We start from the raw sequence: 26,055 nt of genomic DNA on the forward strand, positions 1-26,055 counted from the left end.
GCTGGCCGCGGACTGCGCCGAGGACGGCGTCTACGAGTTCTGGCTCACCGCCGCGCCCCTGCCCATCACCGGAGCCGTCGGCTCCCCGCTCAACCCGATCGCCGTCAAGTGACGCACACCGTCGCGCCCTGAAGGTGCGCGTGGCTCCATCGACCCGCGGCCCCGCCGCGCGGCCCGACCCCGGGAGGTATCCCCGACATGGCTGACAGCCCTCACCGTAGTGTCCTCGTGATCGGCGGAGGCACCTCCGGCAACGCCCTGACCGTACTGTTGCGCCGGGCCGGGACCGCCGTCGATCTGGTCGAGGCGAGCCCGGACTGGAAGGCAGCCGCCGGCTCCGGCATCACCCTCCAGGGCAACGCCCTGCGTGTGCTGCGCGAGGTCGGGGTGCTGGCGGACGTCGAGAAGGACGGGTACGCCGCCGAGGGCGTCGCCGTCCTCGCCCCCGACGGCACCGTGCTCCACGCCCACGACGAATTCCGCACCGGCGGCGACGACCTGCCCGCCCACATCGGTATGCAGCGGCCCCGGCTCCAGCAGCTCCTCATCGGCATGGTGGGCACCTCGGGCGCCGATGTCCGCCTCGGCACCACGGCCACCGCGTTCGCCCAGGACGACGAGGGCGTGGACGTCACCTTCTCCGACGGCACGACCCGCCGCTACGCCCTGGTGGTCGGCGCCGACGGGCTCGGCTCCACCACCCGCGGCATGATCGGCATCACCGACCGGCCCGAGCCGACCGGCATGGGCATCTGGCGCGCCCCCGCGCCCCGCCCGGCCGGGGTCCGCCGCACCGAGATGATCTACGGCGGCCGCTGTTTCATCGCCGGGTACTGCCCGACCAGCGAGGACACCGTCTACACGTATCTCGTCGAACCGGCCCGGGACCGGGCCACGCTGGACCCGGCCGGACTCGCCGACGAGATGCGGGCGCTCTGCGAGAACTACGGCGGCGCCTGGCCGGAGCTGCGGGCCGCGTTCACCGATCCCTCGGCCGTCAACTACACCTGGTTCGACCGGCTGCTGGTGGAGGGCCCGTGGCACCGCGGCCGGGTGGTGCTGGTCGGCGACGCCGCCCACTGCTGCCCGCCCACCTTCGCGCAGGGCGCCGCGATGTCCCTGGAGGACGTCCAGGTCCTCGCCGAGCTGCTGACCGGTCTCGACCGCTGGGACGCCGGGGCCCTCGACCGGATCCTCACCGACTACCACGCCCGCCGGCTGCCCCGGGTGCGCAGGGTCGTCGACGCCTCCGTCCAGCTCGCCCAGTGGCTGCTGGAAGGGCGGCGCGACGCCGACGTGCCCGGGCTGATACGCCGTACCCTGACCGCCCTCAAGGAACTCCCGTGACCGAGCCCCGGCCCCAGTCGCCCCCCACGATCGACGTCCACGCCCATCTCCTGCTGCCCGAGGTGGAGGAGGCCGTCGCCGGACAGGCCGGTCTCGCCGCGGCCCGTACGCTCGATGCGCGCCGCAACGGCCCGGACGCCCTGGCCGTCAACGGCCCGATGGTCGGCGAACGGATACCCCGGCTGACGGATGTCGCGGTACGGCTGGCGGCGATGGACGCGCAGGGCGTGGACATCCAGCTGGTGAGCCCCTCGCCGTCCCACTACCACTACTGGGCCGACCTGCAACTGGCCGAGCGGGTCTGCCAGTTGGCCAACGAGGGCACCGCGGCGCACTGCGCCAAGGCCCCCGACCGGCTGCACGGCCTCGGTCTCGTCCCGCTCCAGCACCCTGGTCTCGGGCCAGCCCTGCTCGACCACGCGCTGGCGCAGGGGCTGCGGGGCGTGGAGATCTCCTCGCACGCCCCCGGCCCGGGCGGGGCGCGGGAGGTGGAGCTGTCCGACCCCCGGCTGGAGCCGTTCTGGGCCCGCGCGGAGGAGACGGGTGCCCTGGTCTTCCTGCACCCGTTCGGCTGCACGCTCGACGAGCGGCTGGACCGGTGGTACCTGTCCAACACCGTCGGCCAGCCCACCGAGAACGCGGTCGCCCTGTCGCACCTGATCTTCTCCGGCGTCCTGGACCGCCATCCCGGGCTGCGGCTGATCGCGGCCCACGGCGGCGGCTATCTGCCCACCCACATCGGGCGCTCCGACCACGCCTGGCGGGCCCGCCCCGACGCACGGGGCTGCGCGCGCGAACCGAGCAGCTACCTGGAGCAGTTGTACTTCGACTCGCTCGTCCACGACCCGCACGTCCTGCGGGAGTTGCTCCTGGCCGTGGGGCCGCGGCGGGTCCTGCTCGGCTCCGACTTCCCCTTCGACATGGGCACCGAGGACCCGGTCGGCGCGCTGCGCGCCGCGGGTCTGCCCGACGACGACTTCCACGCGGTGCGGGGCGGGAACGCCGCCGCCCTGCTCACCCTCTCCTGAGAAGGAATCCCCCCATGAGCAACCGCCTGCTCACGCATCTGCGGCACGTCGACCTGGCCGTGCCCGACTACGACAAGCAGCTCGACTTCTACGCCGGCGTCTGGGGCCTGACCAAGGTCGCCGAGGACTCCGGGATCTCCTTCCTGGCCGCCGAGGGCAGCCCCGAGAGTTACGTCGTCCGGCTGCGCAAGGCCGAGGAGAAGCGCCTCGACCTCGTCTCCTACGGCGCGGCGAGCGCGGCGGACGTGGACACCCTCGCCGAGCGGCTCCTCGCGGGCGGGGTGCGGCTGATCACCCGGCCGGGGAAGGTCGACACGCCCGGCGGCGGCTACGGCTTCCGCTTCTTCGACGTCGACGGACGCACCATCGAGGTCTCGGCCGACGTCGACGTACGGCAGCACCGCAGGATCGAGGAGAAGGAGGCGATCCCGGTGAAGCTCTCGCACGTCGTCCTCAACTCCCCCGACCTCGACAGGACCCGCCAGTGGTACGAGACCCACCTCGGCTTCCGGCTCTCCGACACGCTCAGCTCGCCGCACATGGGCGAGGTCATGCACTTCATGCGGATCAGCAACCAGCACCACTCCATGGCCCTCGCCAAGGGCCCGCACACCTCCCTGCACCATGTCTCCTTCGAGATGCGCGGCCTCGACGAGTACATGCGCGGGTCGGGCCGGGTGATGCGGGCCGGGTTCCAGAAGATCTGGGGCCCGGGCCGGCACATGGCGGGCGACAACACCTTCACCTACTTCCTCGACCCGCACGGCAACACCGTCGAGTACACGACCGAGCTGGAGGTCCTCGACGAGGACACCTGGCACCCGCACGTCTACGACTTCTCCCAGCCCGAGGTCACCGACCAGTGGGGCACGGCGAACCCCATGAACGAATTCGTCGCGAAGGAGTCGTTCAACGACGTCGACCCGGGCGTCTTCGTGGCCCCGCCGGTCTGACCCCCGCGGGTCTCCGCGCGGCGGGCACGCGAAGGGCGGGCGGGGACTCCGGTCCCCGCCCGCCCTTCGTACCTCCCGGACTCCGCTCACGACAGCGGCATCACCTTGCGGTAGGTGAACACCGCGACCGCCGCGACCGCGACGTGCATCAGGAGCAGTGCCACCACGCCGATGACCCCGCCCGCGCCGAAGAGCAGGAAGTCCGGGACGAAGGACACGACGACGAGGGTCGGGACCAGCCACCGGACCAGGGCCGCGGGGTCCTTGGACACCTTGCGGACGACGGCCCAGCCGATGGCGCCGGCCACGGTCCCGACGGCGGTCAGGAAGATGTAGGACCCGGGCTCGAGCGGCTGGAAGTCGTCCGGGGCGCCCAGGGCCAGGGCGGCGAGGGCGAACACCGCGTCCACGACGGACGCCACCACGACGGCGGCGATCACCCCGCCCACGACGACGAGCGGACCTCGGCGGACGGCGGCGGCTTCAGAGGCGACAGACATGGGGGCTCCACGGGCGAGGGTACGGATCGTACGGATCGTGCACATCTCGAGACGATTGAACTCTCAAGAACGTCCCCACCCTCCCCCAATGTGTTTGAAATTTCAAGCCCAAGTCCACAGAACCGCCCCCGCGGAACGAGGCGTACGGCGCACTCGTCCACGGGGGCGTGAGGGTGACGGCGTGAGGGTGACGGCGTCAGGCCGCCGTGTACCCGAGCTGGCGCCGCATGAACGGGGTCATCAGGGTCTTCGCCTTGGCCATGGTGGTGGTCCGGGGGCCGAGGACCGCGGTCTCACCGCCCGGCACGGGCAGGACGGTCACCCCGTCGGAGGGGCCGAACGGCACGATGAGCGGGGTGCGGTGGACCGCCCGGTAGGAGCGCGACCTCTTGCCGTGCCGGCCCGGACTGCGCAGATACGCACCGATGTTGTGGGCGGCGGTCTCCGCCTGGGCGAGCGCCGCCGGGGTGACCTTGAGCTCGCCCACGTCGTTCACGTCACCGACCGCGAACACGTCCGGCCGCCCCACCACCCGGAGCATGCTGTCGACCTTGACGTGCCCGGAGCCGTTGAGCCAGTCCCCGTGCCCGGCCAGCCGCAGCCAGAGCGTGTTGGGCGTGGTGCCCGTCGCCCAGAAGGAGAGGTCGGCGGCGAGGACGCCGCCGCGGCTGTCGCGGTAGGTGGCGAAGTCGTTGCCCGGGGACATGAAGGAGTCGAGCCGCACCTCCACCCCGTGGGACTCCAGCCAGGCGCGGGCCCTGCGGCCGGCGCGGGCGCTGCCCGTGGAGGTCAGCAGTTCCGGTCCGGAGTGGGCGAGGGTGACCCGCGCGTCCGGCCGGGCCAGCCTGATCTCGGCGCCGAGCTCGACCCCGGAGGGCCCGCCGCCCACGATCAGCACGTGCTCGGCACCGGCGATCTTCCGCTGGTGCTGGCCGAACACCCTGGCCGCCTCCTCCGCCGTTCCGCCGCTGAAACGGGCCGGTTCGGGGTAGTCGGCTCCGGTCGCGATCACCAGGACGTCGTACGGCAGCCGCTCGCCCGCGGCGAGGACGACCTCCCGTCCGACGGGGTCGATCCGGACCGCCTTGCCCACGACCAGCCGGCCGTGGCGCAGCAGCCGGTCGTAGGGGATGAACGGGGTTCCCGTCCATTCCGGGCGCACACCGGCGCGCAGCGAGGCGATGCGATGGAAGAAGACCTCCTTGCGGTCCACGAGCGTGACGTTCGCCGTCGCGTCCAGGCGTTTCGCCAGGCGGACGCCCGCGTAACCGCCGCCTATCACCACTACGTTGCCGTCTCGCACAACGAGTCTCCTGTGCTGGGTGGGGGGATTGAGCGCGAGCGTAGCCCCTTGAAACCTAAAGCACTTGGGGACTTGGTGAGGGTTCCGTGAAGACGTGCCCGGCCGCCCGCTCAGGCCGTCGCCCCCGGCACCGGCCCACTGGTCCCCCGCACCACCAGCCTCGGATCCAACACCGCTTCCCGTGACGGGAGTTCGGGGTTCTCCAGCCGCTCCATGGCGAACCGCACCGCGTGCTCCGCCATCCGCATCGCGTCCTGACGGACGGTGGTCAGACCGATCGGCATCAGATGGGACAGATGACTGTCGTCGTAGCCTACGACGGACAAGTCCCGCGGCACCTCCACCCCGGCCCGGGTCAGGGACATCAACACACCCATCGCACAACGGTCGTTGCCCGCCAGGACCGCCGTCGGCAGCGGCAGGCCCCGGTCGCGCTCCCCGAGCAGCAGCAGACCGGTCTCGATGCCCGACTGCTCGGTGTGCTCACCGGGAATGACCCGGGCCTCGGGCTCCAGCCCGTGCCGGCGCATCGCCGACCGGTAGGCGCGCCGCCGCTCGGCGGAACCGGGCCCCCGCCCGCCGTCGATGTGCACGATCCGCCGGTGCCCCAGCTCCACCAGGTGATCCATCGCCTGCCGTACGCCCTCCCCCTCGGCGGAGTGCACGAAGTCCGCCCGCGCCCGTGGCGCCCGATGGCCCACCGAGACGGTGGGCACCCGCCGCCCCAGCTCGTCGAGGTCGGCGGCCTCCGCCTCGGAGCCGAGCACGATCAGCGCCTCGCAGCGGTGACCGAGCAGCGCCTCCACGGCCTTCGCCTCGCTGCGGCCCTCGGCGGCGGCGGAGAGCAGCACGTCGTAGCCGAACCGCTCGGCCTCCGGATAGATCCCCTGGATGAGGTCCTTGTGGAAGATCTGCTGCACGGCGAACATCACCCCGAGGGTGCGGCTGCGGCCGCGCGCGAGCAGCCGGGCCGCGCTGTCGGGCCGGTAGCCGATCTCGTCGGCGACCTTCAGCACCCGCTCCCGGGTCTCCTCGCTCGCGCCCGGCTGGTTGCGGAACACGATCGACACCAGCGCCCGCGAGACCCCCGCCCTCGCGGCGACGTCCGCCATCGTGGGCCGCTGCCTGCCCGGAGCATCCACCCGTGATCCACCCTCCGACGGGGCCCGCCCCGGTGGGCGCTCCTGAAATCCCCCGGCAACAAGCTATTGACATGACATTTGGACAGGGGTCATCGTACTCGCACTAGAGCGCGCTAGTAGAGCGCGACAGAAACTCTTCCGCAACAGGAACTCTTCCGTGACAGCTCCCCGGAGTCCGCGGATCCGCGGACTCCGGAGCGAAAGGAAACCAAGCGTGACGCCGTTCGAAGTGCTGACCATGGGCCGGGTGGGTGTGGATGTGTATCCGCTCCAGACCGGGGTGGGGCTGGCCGAGGTCGCCTCGTTCGGCAAGTACCTGGGCGGGAGCCCGACGAATGTGGCGGTGGCGGCGGCCCGGTACGGGCGTTCGGCGGCCGTGATCACGAAGACGGGCCGGGATCCGTTCGGCGACTACGTGCGTACGGCGCTGGCCGGGTACGGCGTCGACGTCCGTTTCGTGGGGACGTCGGACATCGCGCCGACGCCGGTAACGTTCTGTGAGATCTTCCCGCCGGACGACTTCCCGCTGTACTTCTACCGGCTGCCGAAGGCTCCTGACCTGGACATCCGGCCGGACGAACTGGATCTGGGGGCGGTGCGGGAGGCGGCGGTCTTCTGGATCACGGGGACGGGTCTGAGCGAGGAGCCGAGCCGGGCGGCGACGCTGGCGGCGCTGGAGGCGCGGGCCAAGGCCGGGGTGACGGTGTTCGATCTGGACTGGCGGCCGATGTTCTGGGCGGACCCGGCGGACGCGCGGGCGTTGTATGCGCGGGCGTTGCGGCAGACCACGGTGGCGGTGGGCAATCTCGACGAGGTCGAGGTGGCGACCGGTGAGCGTGAGCCGTATGCGGCGGCGCGGGCGCTGCTGGCGGCGGGGGTGGAGCTGGCGGTGGTCAAGCAGGGCCCCAGGGGTGTGCTGGCCATGGGCCGGGACGGGGTCGCGGTGGAGGTGGCGCCGGTGCCGGTCGATGTGGTCAACGGTCTGGGGGCCGGTGATGCGTTCGGCGGTGCGCTGTGTCATGGGCTGCTGTCCGGGTGGGACACGCGGCGCACGGTGTCGTTCGCCAATGCGGCCGGGGCGATCGTCGCGGGCCGGCTGGCCTGTTCCGAGGCGATGCCGGTCGAGTCCGAGGTCAACGCCAAGCTCGACGAGGTGCTCCGTGGTGTCTGAGAAGCTGAGCCGGATCGTGTCCGCCCGGGTGAACGACCCCGCCGCCGTCGCGGCGGCCGCCGCCCGCCGGGTGAAGGCGGCCTCGCTGCTGGGTGAGCACGGCAGGGCGATGATCATCGCCGCCGACCACCCCGCCCGCGGCGCCAACGGCGTCGGCGGGGACCCCAACGCGATGGCGGACCGTTCCGAGCTGCTGGAGCGGATGTGTGTCGCGCTGGAACGCCCCGGGGTGACCGGGGTGCTGGGCACGGCGGACATCCTGGAGGACCTGCTGCTCCTGGGGGTGCTGGACGGCAAGAGTGTGTTCGGGTCGATGAACCGGGCCGGGCTGGCGGGGTCGGTGTTCGAGATCGACGACCGGTTCACCGGCTACGACGCCGCGACGATCGCGGCGATGGGCTTCGACGGCGGCAAGACGCTGACCCGGATCGCGCTGGGTGACCCGGCCACGCCGTCGGTGCTGGAGAACACCGCCCGCGCGGTCAACGAGCTCAACGACCGCCGGCTCGTGGCGATGGTGGAGCCGTTCATCTCGGTGTGGCAGGACGGGAAGATCCGCAACGACCTGTCGACGGACGCGGTCGTCAAGTCGGTCACCATCGCCTCGGGGCTGGGCCGCCGCACGGCCTATACGTGGCTGAAGCTGCCGGTGGTGGAGGGGATGGAGCGGGTGCTGTCCGCTTCGACGCTGCCGGCGCTGCTGCTGGGCGGGGAGGTCACCGACCCGGCGGCGGCGTTCGCGTCCTGGGGGAAGGCGCTCAGGCAGCCGACCGCGCAGGGGCTGGTGGTGGGGCGTTCGCTGCTCTATCCCGCGGGCGGCGACGTCGCGGGCGCGGTGGACAAGGCGGTGAGCCTGCTGTGAGCGGCACGTACCACCTCCCGGCCGGTGCGTCGGCCGGCGGCCCCTACGACCTCCTGGTCACGCCCGAGTCGGCGGGCTGGGGATACTCCGGCCTCAGGATCCTGACCCTGGGACCGGGTGAGGCGCACGCCCTGTCCACCCATGACTGCGAGTTCCTGGTCCTGCCGCTGACGGGTTCCTGCACCGTCACCACGGACGGCAGGTCCTTCGAACTCGAAGGCAGGACAGGGGTGTTCGCCTCGGTCACCGACTTCGCCTACCTCCCCAGCGAGTCGGAGGCCCTGATCAGCAGCGCGCAGGGAGGTCTGTTCGCGCTGCCCTCCGCCCGTACCGGGCCGGGCTCACTCCCCGCCCGGTACGGGCGCAAGGAGGACGTCCCCGTCGAACTCCGCGGCGCGGGCGCCTGCTCGCGGCAGGTCAACAACTACTGCCTGCCGGGGACCTTCGACGCCGAGCAGTTGCTGGTGTGCGAGGTGCTCACCCCGGGTGGGAACTGGTCCTCCTACCCCCCGCACAAGCACGACGAGGCCCGGCCCGGGCTGGAGTCGGAGCTGGAGGAGATCTACTACTTCCAGATCTCCGGCGGCGAGAACGCCTTCGGCTACCAGCGCGTCTACGGCACCCCCGAGCGGCCCGTCGACGTCCTCGCCGAGGTCCGCTCCGGGGACGCGGTCCTCATCCCGCACGGCTGGCACGGGCCGTCGATCGCAGCCCCCGGCTACGACCTGTACTACCTCAACGTCATGGCCGGTCCGGGACAGGACCGCGCCTGGCTGATCTGCGACGACCCCGCCCACGGCTGGGTGCGTGACACCTGGACCAGCCAGGACGTCGACGACCGGCTGCCCTTCGGAGAGAACTGATGACGACCGTCCACCTTACCACCGCCCAGGCCCTGGTCCGCTTCCTGGCCAACCAGTACAGCGAACGCGACGGACAGCAGCAGCGCCTGATCCCCGGGGTGTGGGGAATCTTCGGGCACGGCAACGTCGCCGGCATCGGCCAAGCCCTCCTCCAGGCCGCCACCACCGGCGAAGCCGACCTGCCGTACTACCTCGCCCGCAACGAACAGGGCATGGTCCACGCCTCCGTCGCCTACGCGAAGATGCGTGACCGGCTCGCCGTCTTCGCCTGCACCGCCTCCACCGGGCCCGGGTCGACGAACATGATCACGGGCGCGGCGCTGGCCACGACCAACCGGCTTCCCGTGCTGCTGCTGCCTTCGGACATGTTCGCCACGCGGGCGGCCGATCCGGTGCTCCAGCAGCTGGAGGACACCCGGGGCGGGGACGTCACCGTCAACGACACCTTCCGCGCGGTGTCGAAGTACTTCGACCGCATCTCCCGGCCCGAGCAGCTGATCCCGGCCGCCCTCGCCGCGATGCGGGTGCTGACCGACCCGGTCGAGACCGGCGCCGTCACCCTCGCCCTCCCCCAGGACGTGCAGGCCGAGGCCCACGACTGGCCCATCGAGTTCTTCCGGCGCCGCATCTGGCACGTGGGCCGCCCGGTCCCGGAACCGGCCGCCGTCGAACGCGCCGTCGCCCTGCTGCGCAACGCGAAGAAGCCGCTGATCGTGGCCGGTGGCGGGGCCGTGTACTCGGGTGCCGAGACGGTGCTGCGGGCGTTCGCCGAGGGCACCGGGATCCCGGTCGCCGACACCCACGCCGGGAAGGGCGCCGTCCCCTGGGACCACCCCTACGCCGTCGGAGGCATCGGCTCCACCGGCTCCTACGCGGCCAACGAGCTGGCCCGTGAGGCGGACGTCGTCCTCGGTATCGGCACCCGCTACAGCGACTTCACCACCGCCTCCCACACGGTGTTCGCCAATCCGGACGTCACGTTCGTCAACCTCAACGTGGCCCGCCTGGACGCCGTGAAGCACTCCGCCGAACCCCTCGTCGCGGATGCGCGGCTGGGCATCCAGGCCCTGGCGGCAGCCCTCACCGACTGGGAGGTCGCTCCCGAGTACCGCCGCCACACCCGCCAACTCATCGCCCGTACACGGGAGATCGAGGAAGCCTGCTTCACCGTCGGTCATGGCCCGCTGCCCGCGCAGACCGAAGTCCTCGGCGCCCTCAACGACGTCCTGGACGACCGGGCCGTGGTCATCAACGCCGCCGGTTCCATGCCCGGTGACCTCCAGCAGCTGTGGCGGGCCCGGGACCCGAAGGCCTACCACGTCGAGTACGCCTACTCCTGCATGGGCTACGAGGTCGCCGCCGGCGTCGGCGCCAAGATGGCCGACCCCACCCGCGAGGTCGTCGTCCTGGTCGGCGACGGCTCCTACCTGATGATGGCCCAGGAGATCGTCACCATGGTCTCCGAAGGACTGAAGGTCATCATCGTCCTGGTCCAGAACCACGGCTTCGCCTCCATCGGCGCCCTCTCCGAATCCCTCGGCTCCCAGCGCTTCGGCACCAAATACCGCTACCGCGACGGCGATTCAGGCCAGCTCGACGGAGAGATCCTCCCCGTCGACCTCGCCGCCAACGCATCGAGCCTGGGCGCGGACGTCCTGCACGCCACCACCGTCGAGGAGTTCCGCGCGGCGATGGAGAAGGCGAAGGCCGCCACCCGCACCACCGTCGTCCACGTCGAGACCGACCTCTACGGCCCCAACCCACCCGGCCACGGCTGGTGGGACGTCCCGGTCAGTCAGAGCTCCGCTCTGGAGTCGACCCAGACCGCCTACACGACGTACGCGGCCCACAAGCAAGCCCAGCGGCACTACCTCTGACAAGGAACCTCCCGTGACCACCATCCCGCACTGGATCAATGGCACCGCCGTCTCCGGCCCCGACACCCAGCCCGTCTACAACCCCGCCACCGGCACCGAGCAGGCCCGCGTCGTCCTCGGCGCCGCCTCCGAGGTGGACGCCGCGGTCCAGGCCGCCGCGGCCGCGTTCGAGACCTGGCAGGACTCCTCCCTCTCCCAGCGCACCCAGGTCATGTTCGCCTTCCGCCAGCTGCTCGTGGAGCACGAGGAAGAACTCGGCCGGATCATCTCCGCCGAACACGGCAAGACCGTCGACGACGCCCGCGGCGAGATCACCCGCGGCCGCGAAGTCGTCGAATACGTCTGCGGCCTCGGCGACGTCCTCAAGGGATCCTTCTCCGACCAGGTCTCCCGCGGCATCGACGTCCACAACTTCCGCCAGCCCCTCGGCGTGGTCGCCGGCATCACCCCGTTCAACTTCCCCGCCATGGTGCCCCTGTGGATGCACCCCGTCGCCATCGCCACCGGCAACACCTTCATCCTCAAGCCCTCAGAACGCGATCCCTCCGCCGCCAACTTCATCGCCCAGCTGTACCAGAAGGCCGGCCTGCCCGACGGCGTCTTCAACGTCGTCCACGGGGGCAAGCCCGCCGTCGACGCCCTCCTCACCCACCCCGGCATCGAAGCCGTCTCCTTCGTCGGCTCGACACCGATCGCGAAGTACGTCCACGAGACCGCCACCGCCCACGGCAAGCACGTCCAGGCCCTCGGCGGCGCCAAGAACCACGCCGTGGTCCTCCCCGACGCCGACCTCGAATTCGCCGCCAACCACATCACCGCCGGCGCCTACGGCTCCGCAGGCGAACGCTGCATGGCCGTCTCCGTCGCCGTCGCCGTCGGCGACGCCGCCGACCGGCTCGTCGAAATCCTCACCCGCAAGGCGAACGAGGTGAAGGTCGGCCCCGGCGACCAGCCCGGCACCGACATGGGCCCCCTCGTCACCAAGGCCGCCCAGGAACGCGTCGAAAACGCCGTCGGTGTCGCCGCCACGCAGGGCGCCACCGTGGTCGTCGACGGCCGCGGGCTGAAGATCGAAGGCCACGAGGAAGGCTTCTTCACCGGCCCGTCGTTGCTCGACCACGTCACAGCAGAGATGGACGCCTACAAGGAGGAGCTGTTCGGCCCGGTCCTCGCCATCGTCCGCGCCGAGTCCCTCGACCAGGCCATCGACCTCATCAACGCCAACCCCTACGGCAACGGCACCGCCCTCTTCACCAGCTCCGGCGAAGCCGCCCGCCGCTTCCAGCGCCACATCAAGGTCGGCATGATCGGCATCAACGTCCCCGTCCCCGTCCCGATGTCCTACTACTCCTTCGGCGGCTGGAAGGACTCCCTCATCGGCGACCACCCCATCCACGGCCCCGAAGGCATCCGCTTCTACACCCGCCCCAAGGTCGTCACCACCCGCTGGCCCCAGCCCAAGCAGCAAGTGTCGGCCGGATTCGACTTCCCCACCTCCAGCTGAACCCAGCCCTCCCCCTCCTCCCCCGAAGGACATGCCATGGCAACGGCGCCATCTCCCCTGCGCACCACCGTGGGCAATCTCTGCCTCGGCTCCGCTCCCGACTCCTGGGGCATCTGGTTCCCCGAGGACGAGCACCAGGTCCCGTACACCCGCTTCCTCGACGAGTTGCAGCAGGCCGGCTACGAATGGTTCGAGCTCGGCCCGTACGGCTACCTTCCCACCGACCCCCAGCGTCTGAAGGAGGAGCTGGACGCGCGCGGGCTGAAGGTCTCCGGCGGTACCGCCTTCGGTGCGCTGCACCGGCCCGAGGCGTGGGACGAGATGCTCGCCCACGTCCGGCAGGTCGCCACGCTGACCGCCGCCGCGGGCGCGCACCATCTGGTGCTCATCCCGCCGATGTACCGGGACGAGAAGACCGGTGCGTTCACCGAGTCGCCCGAGCTGACGGCCGTGCAGTGGGCGGGCTTCGGCCGGGCCGCGGACCGGCTGGGCAAGCTGCTCCTCGATGAGTACGACGTGCGGCTGGTCGTCCATCCGCACGCGGACAGCCACATCCAGACGCAGCCCGAGATCGAGCGGCTGCTCAACGAGTCCGACTCCCGGTACACCAACCTGTGTCTGGACACCGGTCACGTGGCCTACGGCGGCGGTGACAACCTCGATCTGATCCGCCGGTTCGGCGAGCGTGTCGGATACGTGCACATCAAGCAGATGGACCCGGCCGTGCTGGCCCAGGTCGCGGCCGAGGACCTGTCGTTCGGCGAGGCCGTCAAGCGGGGCGTGTGCGTCTCGCCGCCGGCCGGGGTGCCGAACCCGGCCGAGGTGGTGGCCGAACTGGCCAGGCTGGACGCCGAGTTGTTCGTGATCGTCGAGCAGGACCTGTACCCGTGCGCGCCCGAGGTGCCGCTGCCCATCGCGGTCAGCACCCGTGAGCACCTCGCCGGCTGCGGCCTGAGCGGGACCCGACGCCCGAACCTCGACCGGTAGGAGGACGGCCCATGAACGTCAGGGACGACACGCTTCAGGCCTCCGCCCTCACGACCGACGCCCCCTCGCCCGCCGTGTCGCGGCGGCTGCGGGTCATCACGGTCGTCGCCACCTTCGGCGGACTGCTCTTCGGCTACGACACCGGTGTCATCAACGGCGCCCTGCCGTACATGACCGACGACCTCGGTCTGACCCCGGTCACCGAGGGCATGGTCACCAGTTCCCTGCTGCTCGGGGCCGCGCTCGGCGCGGTGGCCGGCGGGCGGCTGTCGGACGCGCGCGGCAGGCGCCGTACGATCCTCACCCTCGCGGTGCTGTTCTTCGTCGGCGCGCTGGGCTGCACGCTCGCGCCGACGACGGCGGTCATGGTCGTGGCCCGGTTCGTGCTGGGCCTCGCGGTCGGTGGCGCGTCGGTGACCGTGCCGGTGTATCTCGCCGAGGTCTCGCCCGCCGAACGGCGCGGCGCGCTGGTCACCCGCAACGAACTGATGATCGTCAGCGGGCAGTTGCTGGCCTTCACCTCCAACGCGATCATCGCGAACGTCGGCGGTGAGTCCGGCGGGGTGTGGCGGTGGATGCTGGTGATCGCCACGGTCCCGGCCGTGGTGCTGTGGTTCGGCATGCTGGTCATGCCGGAGAGCCCGCGCTGGCTGGCCTCGCAGAGCCGCTTCCCGGAGGCCCTGGAGGTGCTGAAGCAGGTCCGTTCGGAGGCGCGGGCCGAGGCCGAGCTGAGCGAGGTCTCCGCGCTCGCCGTCAAGGACGAGCAGGAGAAGCTCGGCGGCTGGCAGGACATCAAGTCGGTGCCGTGGGTACGCCGGTTGATGTTCGTCGGCTTCGGTATCGCGATCGTGCAGCAGATCACCGGCGTCAACACGATCATGTACTACGGCACACAGATCCTCACCGACGCCGGATTCACCTCGGACAGCGCGCTGACCGCGAACATCGCCAACGGTGTGATCTCGGTGCTGGCCACCTTCTTCGGGATCTGGCTGCTCGGGCGGGTCAACCGCCGTCCGATGCTGATGGTCGGTCAGCTCGGCACCACGGTGGCCCTGTTGTTCATCGGGGTGTTCTCGCTGGTGCTGCCCGCCGGGGACGGCAGGGCCTATGCGGTGCTCGCGATGACGGTCACGTTCCTCGCCTTCCAGCAGGGCGCGATCTCGCCGGTGACCTGGCTGATGCTGTCGGAGATCTTCCCGATGCGGATGCGCGGCTTCGGCATGGGTGTCGCGGCCGTGGTGCTGTGGCTGACCAACTTCGTGATCGGGCTGGTCTTCCCGTCCCTGGTCGACGGGATCGGGATCTCCAGCACCTTCTTCCTGTTCGTCGTGGCGGGCGGTTTCTCCCTCGCCTTCGTCAAGCGCTACGTCCCCGAGACCAGGGGACGCACCCTCGAAACCCTCGAAGCCGAACTCCGGGCGCGCTTCTCCTCCTGAACCCCTGAAGGAATGACCATGACCGTACGTGTAGGAGTCATCGGCGCCGGCTGGATCGGCAAGGAACACATCCGGCGACTCACCGAGACGATCACGGGTGCCCGGGTGACCGCGGTCACCGACATCGACGCCGCCCGGGCCGCGGAGGCGGCGGCGCCGGTCGGCGCCCGGGTGCTGCCCGACGGCGCGGCCGTGATCGCGGCGGACGACGTGGACGCCGTCCTCGTGACCTCGTGGGGCCCGACCCACGCCGAACACGTGCTGAACGCGATCGCCGCCGGGAAGCCGGTCTTCTGCGAGAAGCCCCTCGCCACCACCGCCGAGGACTGCCTGAAGATCATCGAGGCGGAGACCGCCCACGGCCGCCGGCTGGTCCAGGTCGGCTTCATGCGCCGCTACGACGCCGGCTACCGGCAGATGAAGCAGGTCATCGACTCCGGCCGGATCGGCGAGCCCCTGATCGTGCACTGCGCCCACCGCAACCCGACCGTCCCGGAGTCGTACACCTCCGCGATGGCCGCGCTGGACACGGCGGTGCACGAGGTGGACGTGCTGCGCTGGCTGCTGGACGACGAGATCGTCTCCGCCCAGGTGGTCACACCGCGTTCGACGAGCAAGCGGTTCGAGCACCTGAAGGATCCGCAGATCATGCTGTTCGAGACCGCGAAGGGGGTCCGCATCGACCTGGAGGTCTTCGTCAACTGCCAGTACGGCTACGACATCCAGTGCGAGGCGGTCGGCGAGGAGGGCCTGGTCCGGCTGCCCGACCCGGCCTCGGTCGCCGTGCGCGGCGCGGGACAGCAGACCACGACCGTCCTCACCGACTGGGTGGGCCGTTTCGTGGACGCCTTCGACACCGAGTTCCGCGAGTGGATCGCGAACCTCGCCGCCGGCGACGAGCCCACCGGCCCCTCGGCCTGGGACGGCTACGCCGCCACCGTCATCACCGCCGCGACCGTCGAGGCCCTGGAGTCGGGCCGCGTCGTCGCGACCGACCTCAAGCCCCGCCCCACCCTCTACGGAGGCACCGCGTGAAAATCGCCATCGACCCCTATATGTTCCGTGCCCTGCCGATCGACGACATGGTGCGCACGGTGGCCGAACTCGGCTACGAGTACATCGAGTTGTCGCCGCGTGACGACTTCATGCCGTTCTTCCTGCATCCGCGGGCGGACGACGGGCGCATCCAGGAGCTGAAGAACTCCCTGCGCACGCACGGTGTGAAGCTGTCCTCGGTGCTGCCCCTGTACAAGTGGTCCTCGCCCGACGAGACCGAGCGGCAGGCCGCCGTCCGCTACTGGAAGCGGATGATCGAGATCACTTCGGACCTCGAATGCCCGTTGATGAACTCGGAGTTCAACGGCCGCCCCGAGAGGGCCGCCGAGAGCGAGGCCGCGTTCTGGCGCTCGCTGGAGGAACTGCTGCCGCTGTTCGAGCGTGAAGGCATCGCTCTGAACCTGGAGGCGCACCCCGACGACTTCTGCGAGGAGAACACCCCCGCGGTCGATCTCGTCCGGGCGATCAACAAGCCGTGGGTGAACTATCTGTACTGCGCGCCGCATTCCTTCCATCTGTCGGGCGCGGATCCGACGGCGGACATCGCGGCGATGATGCGCTACGCCGGCGACAAGCTCCGGCATGTGCACATCGCGGACTCCTTCAACCACAAGGGCTCCTCCGGCCTGCGGTACATCCTCAACCCGCCGGGCACCGCCGCCCGGATCCACCAGCACCTCGACATCGGCCAGGGCGAGGTGGACTGGGGCGCGTTCTTCGGCACCCTGCGGGAGCTGGACTTCGACGGGGTCGCCACGGCCTGTGTCTTCGCCTGGGAGGAGCGCGCCCATGAATCCTCCGCGTTCATGCTCGACCGCATCACCAAGGAACTCTCCGCCTGAGGAAACCACCCTCAGGAAATAACTGAATCAATTCAAAAATAGCGAAGAAAGAGCCTTGCCGAGCGCTGCCCGCGACCCGGCAGGGCCCTTTCGGCTGCCCAAAAACACCCTCCCCACCAGGCAGAACGACCTACAGAACGCGTGACCTTTTCGTTGGAATTCCACGTGCTCCACCGTATTGACACCCCCCTCTATAAAGGCGCTAATTTTCGCCAACGAGGTCGCCGACCGCATCGCGGCGAATTCAGGACCTCGTCTCATTCCGCGCCGTTCTTTTCCTCATAGGAGAGGTAGGACCATGTCGCACTCCGCTCACTCCCCCCGAAGAGCCCGCCGGACCACCGGCTGGCGCGCGCTGGCCGTCGTCCCCGCTCTGGCCCTGCTCGCCGTCGGCTGTTCCGGGGGTTCCGGCGACACCGCGTCCGCCTCGGGCAAGGGCACCTCGCTGAAGTCGGGCCTCGGCAGCAAGGCCAAGGACCGCAAGGTCACCTTCCTGCTCCCGCAGGACCCGGGCGACCCGTTCTGGACCACCATCGCCCAGGGCGCCAAGGACGCCGCGCAGCTGCTCAACCTGGACCTCAACCTGCAGACCAGCTCGGGCGACCAGACGAAGTACAACGACCTGATCGGCAGCGCGGTCGCGGACAAGCCCGCGGCGCTGGCCGTCGTCATCGACGACCCGAACAAGTACACCGAGAACGTCTGCGCGGCCCAGAAGGCCGGCATCCCGGTGATGAGCTACAACATCACGCAGGAGGGCGCGGTCGGCAAGTGCACCCTCGGGTTCGTCGGCCAGGACTTCGAGGAGGTCGGCTACCTGCTCGGCAAGCGCCTGCTCGCCGACAACCCCGACATCGGCAAGGGCGACACCGTCCTCACCCCGGTCGAGTTCCCCGACCAGGTCTACGCCGTCCAGCGGCACGCGGGCGTCGAGCGGGCGCTGAAGGAGGTCGGCGCCAAGACCGAGATCCTCGGCACCGGCATCGAGGACTCCGCCGCGCTCGACAAGATCACGCAGTACCTGCTCGGCCACAAGGACACCGCGGCGGTCGTCCCGCTGGGCGGCACCCCGCACCGCAACGTCGTCAAGGCGATGGAGGACGCCGGGGTGAAGGTGCCGGTCGTCGGCTTCGACCTGGCGCCGCAGATCGTGAACGGCATCGAGTCCGGCGCCATCGACGCCGCGGCCGACCAGCAGGGCTACGTCCAGGGCTTCCAGACCGTCATGGAGCTCGGTCTGAAGCTGGACTTCGGTCTCAGCCCGGCCAGCATCAACTCCGGTGGCAGCGGCCTGGTCGACAAGGCCAACGTCGGCATCGCCAAGGAGCTCGCCGGCAAGGTCCGCTGACCTCCCCGTCAGCACCCGGCGGCACCACCTCTCCCGCCGACGATTCGGCCCGGGGCGGCCGGACACCCTCTCGGGCGGCCGCCCCGCCCACCCCACATCAGGAAGGCAGTACGACCATGAGCGAGCGCAGCGGTCAGGTGACCGCGGGGAGCGTCCCGGCGGCAGGGGGCGCCGTCGCGGACCCGGACGCCACCACCGAGGGCGTCCCCGCCCGGAAGCGGACTCTCGCGGACTCCGCCCCCGTCTCCACCTCCGACCGGCTGGCCGAGCGCCTGCGCCAGATCCGCGGACGCGGGGCGCTGGAGATCGGCCTGGTCTTCGTCCTGGTGCAGCTCGGCTGCATCATCTACTACCTCGTCGACCCGGCGGGCTTCCCCTACCTGGAGAAGTCGAACTTCAACGTCCTCAGCCAGAGCATCCCGGTGCTGGCGATCCTGGCGATCGGCGCCGGCATCCTGATCATCGCCGGTGAGTTCGACCTGTCGCTGGGCGCCAACTTCACCTTCTGCGCGCTGGTGTTCACCCGCTGGTACTCGGACGGCTCGAGCGCCTGGACCGCGACCGGCATGGCCGTGCTGACCGGGGTCGCGATCGCCCTGCTGAACGCGCTGCTCGTCACCAAGGCCAAGATCCCCTCCTTCATCGTGACGCTCGGCATGATGCTGTTCTGGGAGGGCGCGGCGCTCTTCTACAACGGCACGACGGCCGCGCTGATGATCCCGAGCGACACCGTGAAGCAGGTGTTCACCGCCGACCTCGGCTTCTTCCGCGGCCAGGCGCTGTGGATGCTCGGCGTCGGGGTGGTGTTCTGGCTGCTGGTGCACCGCCACCGGCTCGGCAACCACATCTTCGCCGTCGGCGGCAACCCCGCCGCCGCCCGCGCCATCTCGATCAACCCCGACCGGGTCAAGATCATCGCGTTCGGCATCCTCGGGGTGTGCGTGGCGCTCGCCGCCGTGCTGACCGCCGTGCGCACCGGTTCCGTCCAGCCGGGCACCGGCCGCGGCATGGAGCTGAAGGCGATCGCGGCCGCGGTCGTCGGCGGGGTCGCGCTCTCCGGCGGCCGGGGCAGTGTCCTCGGCATGGTGCTCGGCGCGGCGCTCATCCTCACCGTGCAGGACATCCTGCTGCTCGGTGGTGCGCCCGGCTTCTACCTGGACCTGTTCGTCGGTCTGATCATCGTCGCCGCGGCCTTCTTCAACCGTCTGATCGAGGGGAAGGCGAAGTGAGCGCCGCCGAGCCCACCGCCGGAAACGGAGCAACCATGTCCCCCACCGCCACCGCAGAAGCCACGGAAGCAGCCACGGGCGAGGTCCTGCTGGAGCTGTCCGGCATCACCAAGCGGTACGGAGCCAACACCGTCCTCAGCGACGTGGGTTTCCGGATCCACCAGGGCGAGGTGGTCGGTCTGCTCGGTGACAACGGCGCCGGCAAGTCGACCCTGGTCAAGACGATGTCCGGGGTGGTCCTCGCCGAGGAGGGCGACTACCTGTGGCGCGGTGAGAAGCTGACCACGCTCAACCGGCAGGAGACCGAGAGGCGCGGCGTCGAGACGATCTTCCAGGACTCCGCCCTGGTGCCGTCCATGACGATCACCCGCAACATCTTCATGGGCCGTGAGCTCACCAACGCCCTCGGGCTGCTGAAGCTGAAGCAGATGGACGAGATCGCCGCGCAGATCCTGGACAGCGTGGTGACCATCGAGGGCATCAAGAGCCCGCGCCAGCTCGTCGGTTCGCTCTCCGGCGGACAGCAGCAGGCGGTGGCGATCGCCCGGGCGGTGCACTTCAAGCGCAGCCTGCTGATCCTGGACGAGCCGACCAGCGCGCTGGCGGTGCGGGCGACCGAGGCACTGCTGAACTACCTGCTCCAGCTGAAGCAGGAGGGGGTCAGCTCGGTGCTGGTCACGCACAACCTGCACCACGCGTTCCAGATCTGCGACCGGCACATCGTGATGAACCACGGCCGCAAGATCCTCGACGTACGGCGTGCGGACACGAGCGTCGAGGAGCTCACGGCGGCGGTCGTCGAGGGCCCGGAGGGGCTGCGCCGCTTCCGCGAGGGCAAGCCCCTCGCCTGACCGGCGGCGCCCGGACGCCGACGAGGCCGGACCCGCCGTACGAGAGGCGGGTCCGGCCTGCGGTTCGTGCCGGGCGGTTACGCCTTCGACGAGGTCACGGCGTCGTGCGCGGCGCCCCGGCCGAGGCGCTGGCGGACCACGGCCACGACCACCACGCCCACGGCGACCAGGGTCGACAGGACGACCTGGTCACGGCCGCCGCCGTCGGCGGTGTCGGTGAGCATGTAGGCGAGGACGAAGGTGATCAGGGCGACGGTGGCCCAGGTGAGGTAGGGGTACAGCCACATCCGGACGACCAGCTTCTCGGGCGCCTCCCGCTCGATGATCCTGCGCATCTTCAGCTGGGAGAAGCAGATCACCAGCCAGACGAACAGGGCGATGGCGCCGGAGGAGTTGAGGAGGAACTGGAAGACGGTGTCGGGCCAGAGGTAGTTGAAGGCGACCGCGACGAAGCCGAAGACGACCGAGGCGAGGATGGCCGAGCGCGGCACACCGCGGTCCGTGGTGCGGCCGAAGGCGGCCGGGGCGTCGCTGCGGCGGCCCAGGGAGAACGCCATGCGCGAGGCGGTGTACAGACCGGAGTTGAGACAGGACAGCACCGAGGTCAGCACGATCGCGTTCATGATCTGGGCGGCGTGCGGGATGCCGATGGAGCTGAGGGCGGCGACGTACGAGCCGTCCTTGAGGATCGCCGGGTCGTCCCAGCGCAGCAGGGAGACCACGATGAGGATCGAGCCGAGGTAGAACACGGCGATCCGCCAGATCACGCTGTTGGTGGCCTTGGTGACCGCGCCCTGCGGGTCGGCGGACTCACCGGCCGCCAGGGTGACGATCTCGCTGCCCATGAAGGAGAACACGACCATCAGGACGCCGGTGAGGATGGCGCCTGGTCCGTTGGGCAGGAAGCCGCCGTGCGCGGTGAGGTTGGAGAAGCCGGACGCCGGGTGGTCCGAGCCGGGCAGCAGGCCGAAGATCGCGAGGCCGCCGATCACGATGAACGCGGCGATGGCGACGACCTTGATCCCGGCGAACCAGAACTCGAACTCGCCGTAGGAGCTGACCGAGACCAGGTTGCTGGCGGTCAGGACGACCATGACGATCAGGGCCCAGCCCCACTGCGGGACCGCCGGGATCCAGCCGGCCAGGATCTTGGCGCCGGCGGTCGCCTCGACCGCGAGGACGACGACCCAGAAGAACCAGTAGAGCCAGCCGATGGTGAACCCGGCCCAGCGGCCGAGTGCCCGGTCCGCGTAGGCGGAGAAGGAGCCGGAGGTGGGGTTGGCCGCCGCCATCTCGCCGAGCATCCGCATCACGAGGACGACGAGGACGCCGACGAGGGCGTACGAGATCAGGATGCCGGGGCCGGCGGTGGCGATGCCGGAGCCGGAGCCGACGAACAGACCGGCGCCGATGACACCGCCGATCGCGATCATCGACAGATGGCGGTTCTTCAGTCCGGCCTTCAGACCGGGCTCTGCGGGAGGGGCTTCGGGAAGGGTTGTGGTCATCTCGACATCCGGGGAGGAGGGGACGGGCTGTCGAGGCGCGAAATTAGTTCACTACGATCGAAAAGAACAAGGCTTGTTTAAGTGTTCACCTTGCTCTATTTTGCAGGCAACGTGGAACCGTCACTTCCGGGAGCCCTCCGTGCACCACGCCGTGACCCCGCTCAGCAGGCAGTTAGGGTGGCGCCGTGGTGAATCCAGCGGGCAAGTTCGGGCCCTACGGCGGCGGGGACACCCGCCTGCGCTCCGGCGGGAGTCAGACGGGGTCGGACCTGGTCCGCTCCCGGGTCGCGCTGCGGGTGCGCCTGAAGTCCGTGACGCCGGGTGACCGGCTGCCGGACGCCGGCGTCCTCGCCGAGGAGCTGGGGATCGGCGAGATCACCGTGCGCCGCGCGCTGGAGGGGATGTGCCAGGACGGCCTGCTCGACCGGCGGCGCGGCCGGGCCGGCGGCACCTTCGTCGCCGCGGACTGGGACACCGTCGTCGCCCTGATGCACGACGCCGAGGAGGCCGCCCTGCTCGACTCGTTCCATCTGCTGCTGGAGTGCGGACTGGTGGCGCACGGCGCGGGCGAGGTCCCCGAAGGCTCCCTCGAGGGGCTGCGGTCGCTGGTCGCGGAGATGGACCTGGCCGAGGACCCGGCCCGGCTGGTCGAGCTGGAGACGCGCTTCCACCTCGACCTCGCCGAGCTGCTCGGCGGTGCCGGGATCCGCGAGTTCGCCGCCGATCTCCTCGGCCGCCAGTGCCTGCTGCAGCCCCCGCCCGACCCGGCGGTGGTACGGGCCCGCAACCGCTGCCACGCCGACCTGCTCACCGAACTCGGCCGCGGCGCGATGGACCCGGCCGTACGGGCCGTGAAGGAACACCAGCGGGCCCGCCCGAGCTGACGGCCGCCCCTCCCGTCGCGCCCCCGCACCGCCCCCGTCCCCGAAGGAGCAGTCGCCATGTCCGACCCCGGAGCCGTCGGCCCGCCGCCGACGTCGGGCCCCGCCGGCGGCACGCCCCAGCGGCTGCGCGGCGGTGTGCTCGGCATGGCGGACATCGCGGCCGCCACCATGGCCAACGTCGGCCCGGCCATGAGCTTCTTCTTCGGCTTCGCCTTCCTCGCCACCACGGCGGGCGTCGCCTCCCCGCTCACCATCGCCGCCGCGGGCGTCGTCGTCGCGCTGCTCGGCAACACCCTCGCCGAGTTCTCCCGCGCGCACCCCTCGGCGGGCAGCTTCATCACCTTCGTCGGCAAGACCTTCGGGCCGGTCAGCGCCGTGACCACCGCGCTGCTCGCCGGGCTCGGCTACATCATCGCGATGGCCTCGGTGATCGCGATCTCCGGCGGGTTCGTGCAGATCACCCTGCACCACTACACCGGCATCGACCTGCCGTGGATCCTGTGGACACTGCTGCTGACCGGGGTGTCGGTGGTGCTGATGCTGCGCGGGATCGTGGTCTCCACCAAATGGGCGGGCTACTTCTTCGGCGTGGAGATGCTGGTGCTGGTCGTGGTCTCCGCGGCGGCGCTCTTCGAGCACCGCGGCAGCCTCTCCGCCGCCCCGTTCCTGCCGGGCCATCTGCGCCACGGCCTCAGCGGCCTCGCTGCCGGGTTCCCGCTGGCGGTGTACCTGTTCATCGGCTGGGAGAACTCGGCGGCGCTGGCCGAGGAGACGGAGAACCCGCGGCGCAACGTCGGGCGCGCGGTGCTCTCCTCCGTCGCGATCATGACGGTGAGCTACATCCTCTTCTCGTACGCCACGGTCACCGGGTTCGGCTACGACACGGCGGCGCTCGGCGACTCCCCCATCCCCTTCATCGACGTCGCCCACCACACCCTCGGGGCGCTGGCGGTCGTCGCCTACATCGGCGGGCTGACCTCCACCCTCGGCGTGCTGATCGCCGGCATCAACTCCCAGGCCCGGCTGATCTTCAACGCCGGACGCGAGGGGCTGCTGCCGTCCTTCTTCGGATACGTCCACCCGACGCGTCGTACGCCCAACAACGCGATCGTCACCTTCGCCGTCACCTCGCTGCTGATCATCGGCGGCTGGGGCCTCGGGCATCTGCTCGGCCCCGACGGCGGCCGGATGGACCCCGTGGTCTTCTTCACGGAGTCCTCCAGCCTGGGCGCCCTGCTGATCCTGCTGGTCTATCTCGCCTCGAACATCGCGCTGCCGCTGTACTACCGCCGGTACCGGCCGCAGGAGTTCCGGACCGTACGGCATCTGGTGCTGCCGGCGATCGGGGCGCTGGCGATCCTGGTCCCGCTGTACTACCTCGCCAAGCCGGGCCAGCCGGCGCCGTACAGCTGGTTCCCGTACGTCGCGCTGGCGGCGCTGCTCGGGTCCGTCGGGTACGCCGCGTTGCTGGTGCGGCGGGATCCGACGCTGGCGGAGCGGGTGGGGTCGGTCGTCGCCGACGCGGAGTAGTTTCTCCGTCGATGAGTAGTTTCTCCATCGCCACAACCCCCGCCCCCTTCAGGGCACCGATGCTCCGGGCCGGCGGTAGACGTACGGGGGCGAGGAGGGCGCGCTCTCCGGGTCGGTGAGGGTACGCAGGAGTGGGTGGTCCGGGGACAGGGCGCAGGCGGGGTCGGTGCGGGTGGGGTCGCCGGTCAGGGCGTAGGCCTGGCAGCGGCAGCCGCCGAAGTCCTCCTCGCGGCGGGGGCAGGTGCCGCAGGGGCCGGTCATCGGCCAGTCGGTGCCGCGGTAGCGGTTGAAGGCGGGCGAGTCGTCCCAGATCCAGGCGAGCGCGTGGTCCCGTACGTTGGGCGGGTCCAGGTCGGGCAGCGAGGCGGCGGCCGGGCAGGGCAGAACGGCGCCGTCGGGGGTGACGGTGAGCGAGACCGCTCCCCAGCCGCCCATGCAGGGCTTGGCCACCCCGTCGAAGTAGTCGGGGACGACCCACACCAGGTCGATCCGGCCCGCGAGCCGCTCGCGCCGGCGTTCGACGGTCTCCCGGGCGCGGGCCAGCTGGTCGCGGGTCGGCAGCAGCGCGGCGCGGTTGAGCAGGCCCCAGCCGTAGAACTGGGTGTTGGCCAGCTCGACGCGGTCCACGCCCCAGGCCTCGCCCAGGTCGATGAGCTCGCCGACGGAGTCGAGGTTGTCGCGGTGCAGTACGACGTTGAGGCCGAGCGGGAGGCCCGCCGCGCGGACCAGGGCGGCGGCCCGCTCCTTGGCGGCGAAGGCGCCCGGACGCCCGGCGATCCGGTCGCCCGCCCCGGCGTCGGAGTGCTGCACCGAGAGCTGGACGCTGCGCAGCCCCGCCGCGCGCAGTGCGGTCAGCCGGGTCTCGTCCAGGCCGGTGCCGCTGGTGACGAGCTGGGTGTAGACGCCGGCGGCCTCGGCGGCGGCGACGATCCGCTCCAGGTCGGGACGGAGCAGGGGCTCGCCGCCGGAGAGGTGCGTGTGGACGACGCCCAGCGCGGCGGCCTGCCGCAGGACGTCCGTCCACTCTTCGGTGCGGAGTTCGCCCGAGCGGCGGGCCAGTTCGAGGGGGTTGGAGCAGTACGGGCAGTGCAGCGGGCAGGCATGGGTGAGTTCGGCGAGGAGGGCCCAGGGGCGGGCCGGCGGCCCGGCGGGGGTCATGTGAGCCAGCCCTCCCCGCGCAGCCGGTCGAGGAAGGCGGGGACCTCGGCTGCCACCGGGGCGCCCGGGAAGCGTGCGGCGAGTTCGCCGACGATCCCGGCCACGGTACGGGTCCCGTCGCACAGGCCGACGATCTGGCCCGCGTGGCCTTCGAGGACGACCACCCGTTCGGGCAGGACCAGCAGGTCCGCGCCCCGCACCGGGTCGTGCCGCAGCATCAGCGCCGGTGCGAGGGCGGGGCACCAGCCGGTGGCGGCCGCCGCCGTCATCCCCGCACCCGCCAGGGCCGCAGATCCCGCAGCGCCGCCCCACGGACCGGCCCCGGCCGACCGCCCTGAACGGCACCGCCCCGCCAGGGCCGGCTGTCCGTCTCCGGCCACTCACCGGGGACGGACCACTCACCGTGGACGGACCGCTCGCCGAGGACGGCGCGCTCGGCCGGGACGGACCGCCCCTCACGCGCAGCGCGCTCGTCCCGGGCGATGCGCTCGGCGCGGGCGATGCGCTCGTCCCCGGCCGTTCGCGCGGCGCGGGCGGCCCGCTCGTCCCCGGCCGTTCGCTCGTCCCGGGCGATGCGCTCGGCGGGGGCGATGTGCTCGTCCCCGGCCGTTCGCGCGGCGCGGGCGGCCCGCTCGTCCCCGGCCGTTCGCTCGTCCCGGGCAGTGCCCTCGGC

At 71.0% G+C, this 26,055-nt stretch carries 23 protein-coding genes and 2 pseudogenes; 18 read left to right on the forward strand and 7 right to left on the reverse strand.

Annotated elements, in window-relative coordinates:
* From AQJ64_RS51100 to AQJ64_RS24065, 4 genes and pseudogenes are all read left to right on the forward strand, one after another.
* Positions 1–112 (forward strand): annotated as a pseudogene (locus AQJ64_RS51100) (cyclase family protein); the annotation flags it as partial.
* Positions 113–198: 86 nt separating this feature from the next.
* Positions 199–1,347: an FAD-dependent monooxygenase gene (locus tag AQJ64_RS24055; protein ID WP_055638380.1), complete on the forward strand. Its 1,149-nt coding sequence runs from the start codon at positions 199–201 to the stop codon at positions 1,345–1,347.
* Positions 1,344–2,375 carry an amidohydrolase family protein gene (locus tag AQJ64_RS24060; RefSeq protein ID WP_055638381.1) on the forward strand — a complete coding sequence of 344 codons (1,032 nt, stop codon included), beginning with the start codon at positions 1,344–1,346 and terminating at the stop codon, positions 2,373–2,375. The genes AQJ64_RS24055 and AQJ64_RS24060 overlap by 4 nt, the downstream gene beginning before the upstream one ends.
* A 14-nt stretch (positions 2,376–2,389) precedes the next feature.
* The gene (locus AQJ64_RS24065) at positions 2,390–3,328 is read left to right on the forward strand and encodes a VOC family protein (RefSeq protein ID WP_055638382.1); all 939 of its coding nucleotides are present in this window, start codon (positions 2,390–2,392) and stop codon (positions 3,326–3,328) included.
* Positions 3,329–3,414: 86 nt separating this feature from the next.
* Here the strand turns inward: AQJ64_RS24065 and AQJ64_RS24070 are convergent, their stop codons facing one another.
* The 3 genes from AQJ64_RS24070 to AQJ64_RS24080 all read right to left on the reverse strand — a co-directional run bounded on the left by AQJ64_RS24070 (position 3,415) and on the right by AQJ64_RS24080 (position 6,243).
* Positions 3,415–3,828, reverse strand: a complete 414-nt coding sequence (locus AQJ64_RS24070; protein ID WP_055638383.1) for a DUF6069 family protein — start codon at positions 3,826–3,828, stop codon at positions 3,415–3,417.
* 196 nt (positions 3,829–4,024) lie between these two features.
* The gene (locus tag AQJ64_RS24075) at positions 4,025–5,131 is read right to left on the reverse strand and encodes an NAD(P)/FAD-dependent oxidoreductase (protein WP_055638384.1); all 1,107 of its coding nucleotides are present in this window, start codon (positions 5,129–5,131) and stop codon (positions 4,025–4,027) included.
* 110 nt (positions 5,132–5,241) lie between these two features.
* Entirely contained in the window at positions 5,242–6,243 is a 1,002-nt protein-coding gene (locus AQJ64_RS24080; protein WP_055638385.1) for a LacI family DNA-binding transcriptional regulator, read from the reverse strand.
* A 268-nt stretch (positions 6,244–6,511) separates the two neighbouring features.
* Between AQJ64_RS24080 and iolC the strand changes: the two genes are divergently transcribed.
* The 12 genes from iolC (at position 6,512) to AQJ64_RS24140 (ending at position 20,302) form a co-directional block, all read left to right on the forward strand.
* On the forward strand, positions 6,512–7,444 hold the full coding sequence (iolC, locus tag AQJ64_RS24085; protein ID WP_055638024.1) for a 5-dehydro-2-deoxygluconokinase: 933 nt from the start codon (positions 6,512–6,514) through the stop codon (positions 7,442–7,444).
* Entirely contained in the window at positions 7,437–8,306 is an 870-nt protein-coding gene (locus tag AQJ64_RS24090) for a Cgl0159 family (beta/alpha)8-fold protein (protein ID WP_397805909.1), read from the forward strand. Before iolC ends, AQJ64_RS24090 begins: the two co-directional genes overlap by 8 nt.
* Positions 8,303–9,169, forward strand: coding sequence for a 5-deoxy-glucuronate isomerase (gene iolB / locus AQJ64_RS24095; protein WP_055638023.1), 867 nt, complete (start codon positions 8,303–8,305; stop codon positions 9,167–9,169). Before AQJ64_RS24090 ends, iolB begins: the two co-directional genes overlap by 4 nt.
* Positions 9,169–11,046: a 3D-(3,5/4)-trihydroxycyclohexane-1,2-dione acylhydrolase (decyclizing) gene (gene iolD, locus AQJ64_RS24100; protein WP_059202978.1), complete on the forward strand. Its 1,878-nt coding sequence runs from the start codon at positions 9,169–9,171 to the stop codon at positions 11,044–11,046. The genes iolB and iolD overlap by 1 nt, the downstream gene beginning before the upstream one ends.
* Positions 11,047–11,059: 13 nt before the next feature.
* The gene (locus AQJ64_RS24105) at positions 11,060–12,550 is read left to right on the forward strand and encodes a CoA-acylating methylmalonate-semialdehyde dehydrogenase (protein WP_055631825.1); all 1,491 of its coding nucleotides are present in this window, start codon (positions 11,060–11,062) and stop codon (positions 12,548–12,550) included.
* A gap of 36 nt (positions 12,551–12,586) precedes the next feature.
* A complete protein-coding gene (locus AQJ64_RS24110) occupies positions 12,587–13,537 on the forward strand; it encodes a TIM barrel protein (RefSeq protein WP_055631826.1) in 951 nt (316 codons plus the stop codon).
* Positions 13,538–13,548: 11 nt separating this feature from the next.
* Positions 13,549–14,976 carry a sugar porter family MFS transporter gene (locus tag AQJ64_RS24115; RefSeq protein WP_055631827.1) on the forward strand — a complete coding sequence of 476 codons (1,428 nt, stop codon included), beginning with the start codon at positions 13,549–13,551 and terminating at the stop codon, positions 14,974–14,976.
* A gap of 18 nt (positions 14,977–14,994) precedes the next feature.
* Entirely contained in the window at positions 14,995–16,011 is a 1,017-nt protein-coding gene (locus tag AQJ64_RS24120) for a Gfo/Idh/MocA family oxidoreductase (protein ID WP_055631828.1), read from the forward strand.
* On the forward strand, positions 16,008–16,874 hold the full coding sequence (locus AQJ64_RS24125; RefSeq protein WP_055631829.1) for a sugar phosphate isomerase/epimerase family protein: 867 nt from the start codon (positions 16,008–16,010) through the stop codon (positions 16,872–16,874). The genes AQJ64_RS24120 and AQJ64_RS24125 overlap by 4 nt, the downstream gene beginning before the upstream one ends.
* Before the next feature lie 298 nt (positions 16,875–17,172).
* Positions 17,173–18,222: a sugar ABC transporter substrate-binding protein gene (locus AQJ64_RS24130; protein ID WP_055631830.1), complete on the forward strand. Its 1,050-nt coding sequence runs from the start codon at positions 17,173–17,175 to the stop codon at positions 18,220–18,222.
* Between the two features lie 116 nt (positions 18,223–18,338).
* A complete protein-coding gene (locus tag AQJ64_RS24135) occupies positions 18,339–19,451 on the forward strand; it encodes an ABC transporter permease (protein ID WP_055631831.1) in 1,113 nt (370 codons plus the stop codon).
* Between the two features lie 35 nt (positions 19,452–19,486).
* Positions 19,487–20,302 (forward strand): ATP-binding cassette domain-containing protein, encoded by an 816-nt coding sequence (locus AQJ64_RS24140; RefSeq protein ID WP_055631832.1) that lies wholly within the window; start codon positions 19,487–19,489, stop codon positions 20,300–20,302.
* Between the two features lie 77 nt (positions 20,303–20,379).
* Here the strand turns inward: AQJ64_RS24140 and AQJ64_RS24145 are convergent, their stop codons facing one another.
* The gene (locus AQJ64_RS24145; RefSeq protein WP_055631833.1) at positions 20,380–21,810 is read right to left on the reverse strand and encodes an amino acid permease; all 1,431 of its coding nucleotides are present in this window, start codon (positions 21,808–21,810) and stop codon (positions 20,380–20,382) included.
* A 185-nt stretch (positions 21,811–21,995) separates the two neighbouring features.
* On the opposite strand from AQJ64_RS24145, the gene AQJ64_RS24150 reads away from it, so the two are divergent.
* Both AQJ64_RS24150 and AQJ64_RS24155 read left to right on the forward strand, forming a co-directional pair.
* Positions 21,996–22,694, forward strand: a complete 699-nt coding sequence (locus AQJ64_RS24150; protein WP_079061921.1) for a FadR/GntR family transcriptional regulator — start codon at positions 21,996–21,998, stop codon at positions 22,692–22,694.
* A gap of 57 nt (positions 22,695–22,751) precedes the next feature.
* Positions 22,752–24,224, forward strand: a complete 1,473-nt coding sequence (locus AQJ64_RS24155; RefSeq protein WP_055634225.1) for an APC family permease — start codon at positions 22,752–22,754, stop codon at positions 24,222–24,224.
* 48 nt (positions 24,225–24,272) lie between these two features.
* Here the strand turns inward: AQJ64_RS24155 and pqqE are convergent, their stop codons facing one another.
* The 3 genes and pseudogenes from pqqE to AQJ64_RS24170 form a co-directional block, all read right to left on the reverse strand.
* Positions 24,273–25,382 (reverse strand): pyrroloquinoline quinone biosynthesis protein PqqE, encoded by a 1,110-nt coding sequence (gene pqqE, locus AQJ64_RS24160; protein WP_055634224.1) that lies wholly within the window; start codon positions 25,380–25,382, stop codon positions 24,273–24,275.
* Positions 25,379–25,651, reverse strand: coding sequence for a pyrroloquinoline quinone biosynthesis peptide chaperone PqqD (gene pqqD / locus AQJ64_RS24165; protein ID WP_055634223.1), 273 nt, complete (start codon positions 25,649–25,651; stop codon positions 25,379–25,381). The genes pqqE and pqqD overlap by 4 nt, the downstream gene beginning before the upstream one ends.
* Positions 25,648–26,055 (reverse strand): annotated as a pseudogene (locus tag AQJ64_RS24170) (hypothetical protein); the annotation flags it as partial. The gene pqqD and the pseudogene AQJ64_RS24170, both read right to left, overlap by 4 nt.

It is taken from the genome of Streptomyces griseoruber (assembly GCF_001514205.1).
Taxonomy (GTDB): Bacteria; Actinomycetota; Actinomycetes; order Streptomycetales; family Streptomycetaceae; genus Streptomyces; species Streptomyces griseoruber.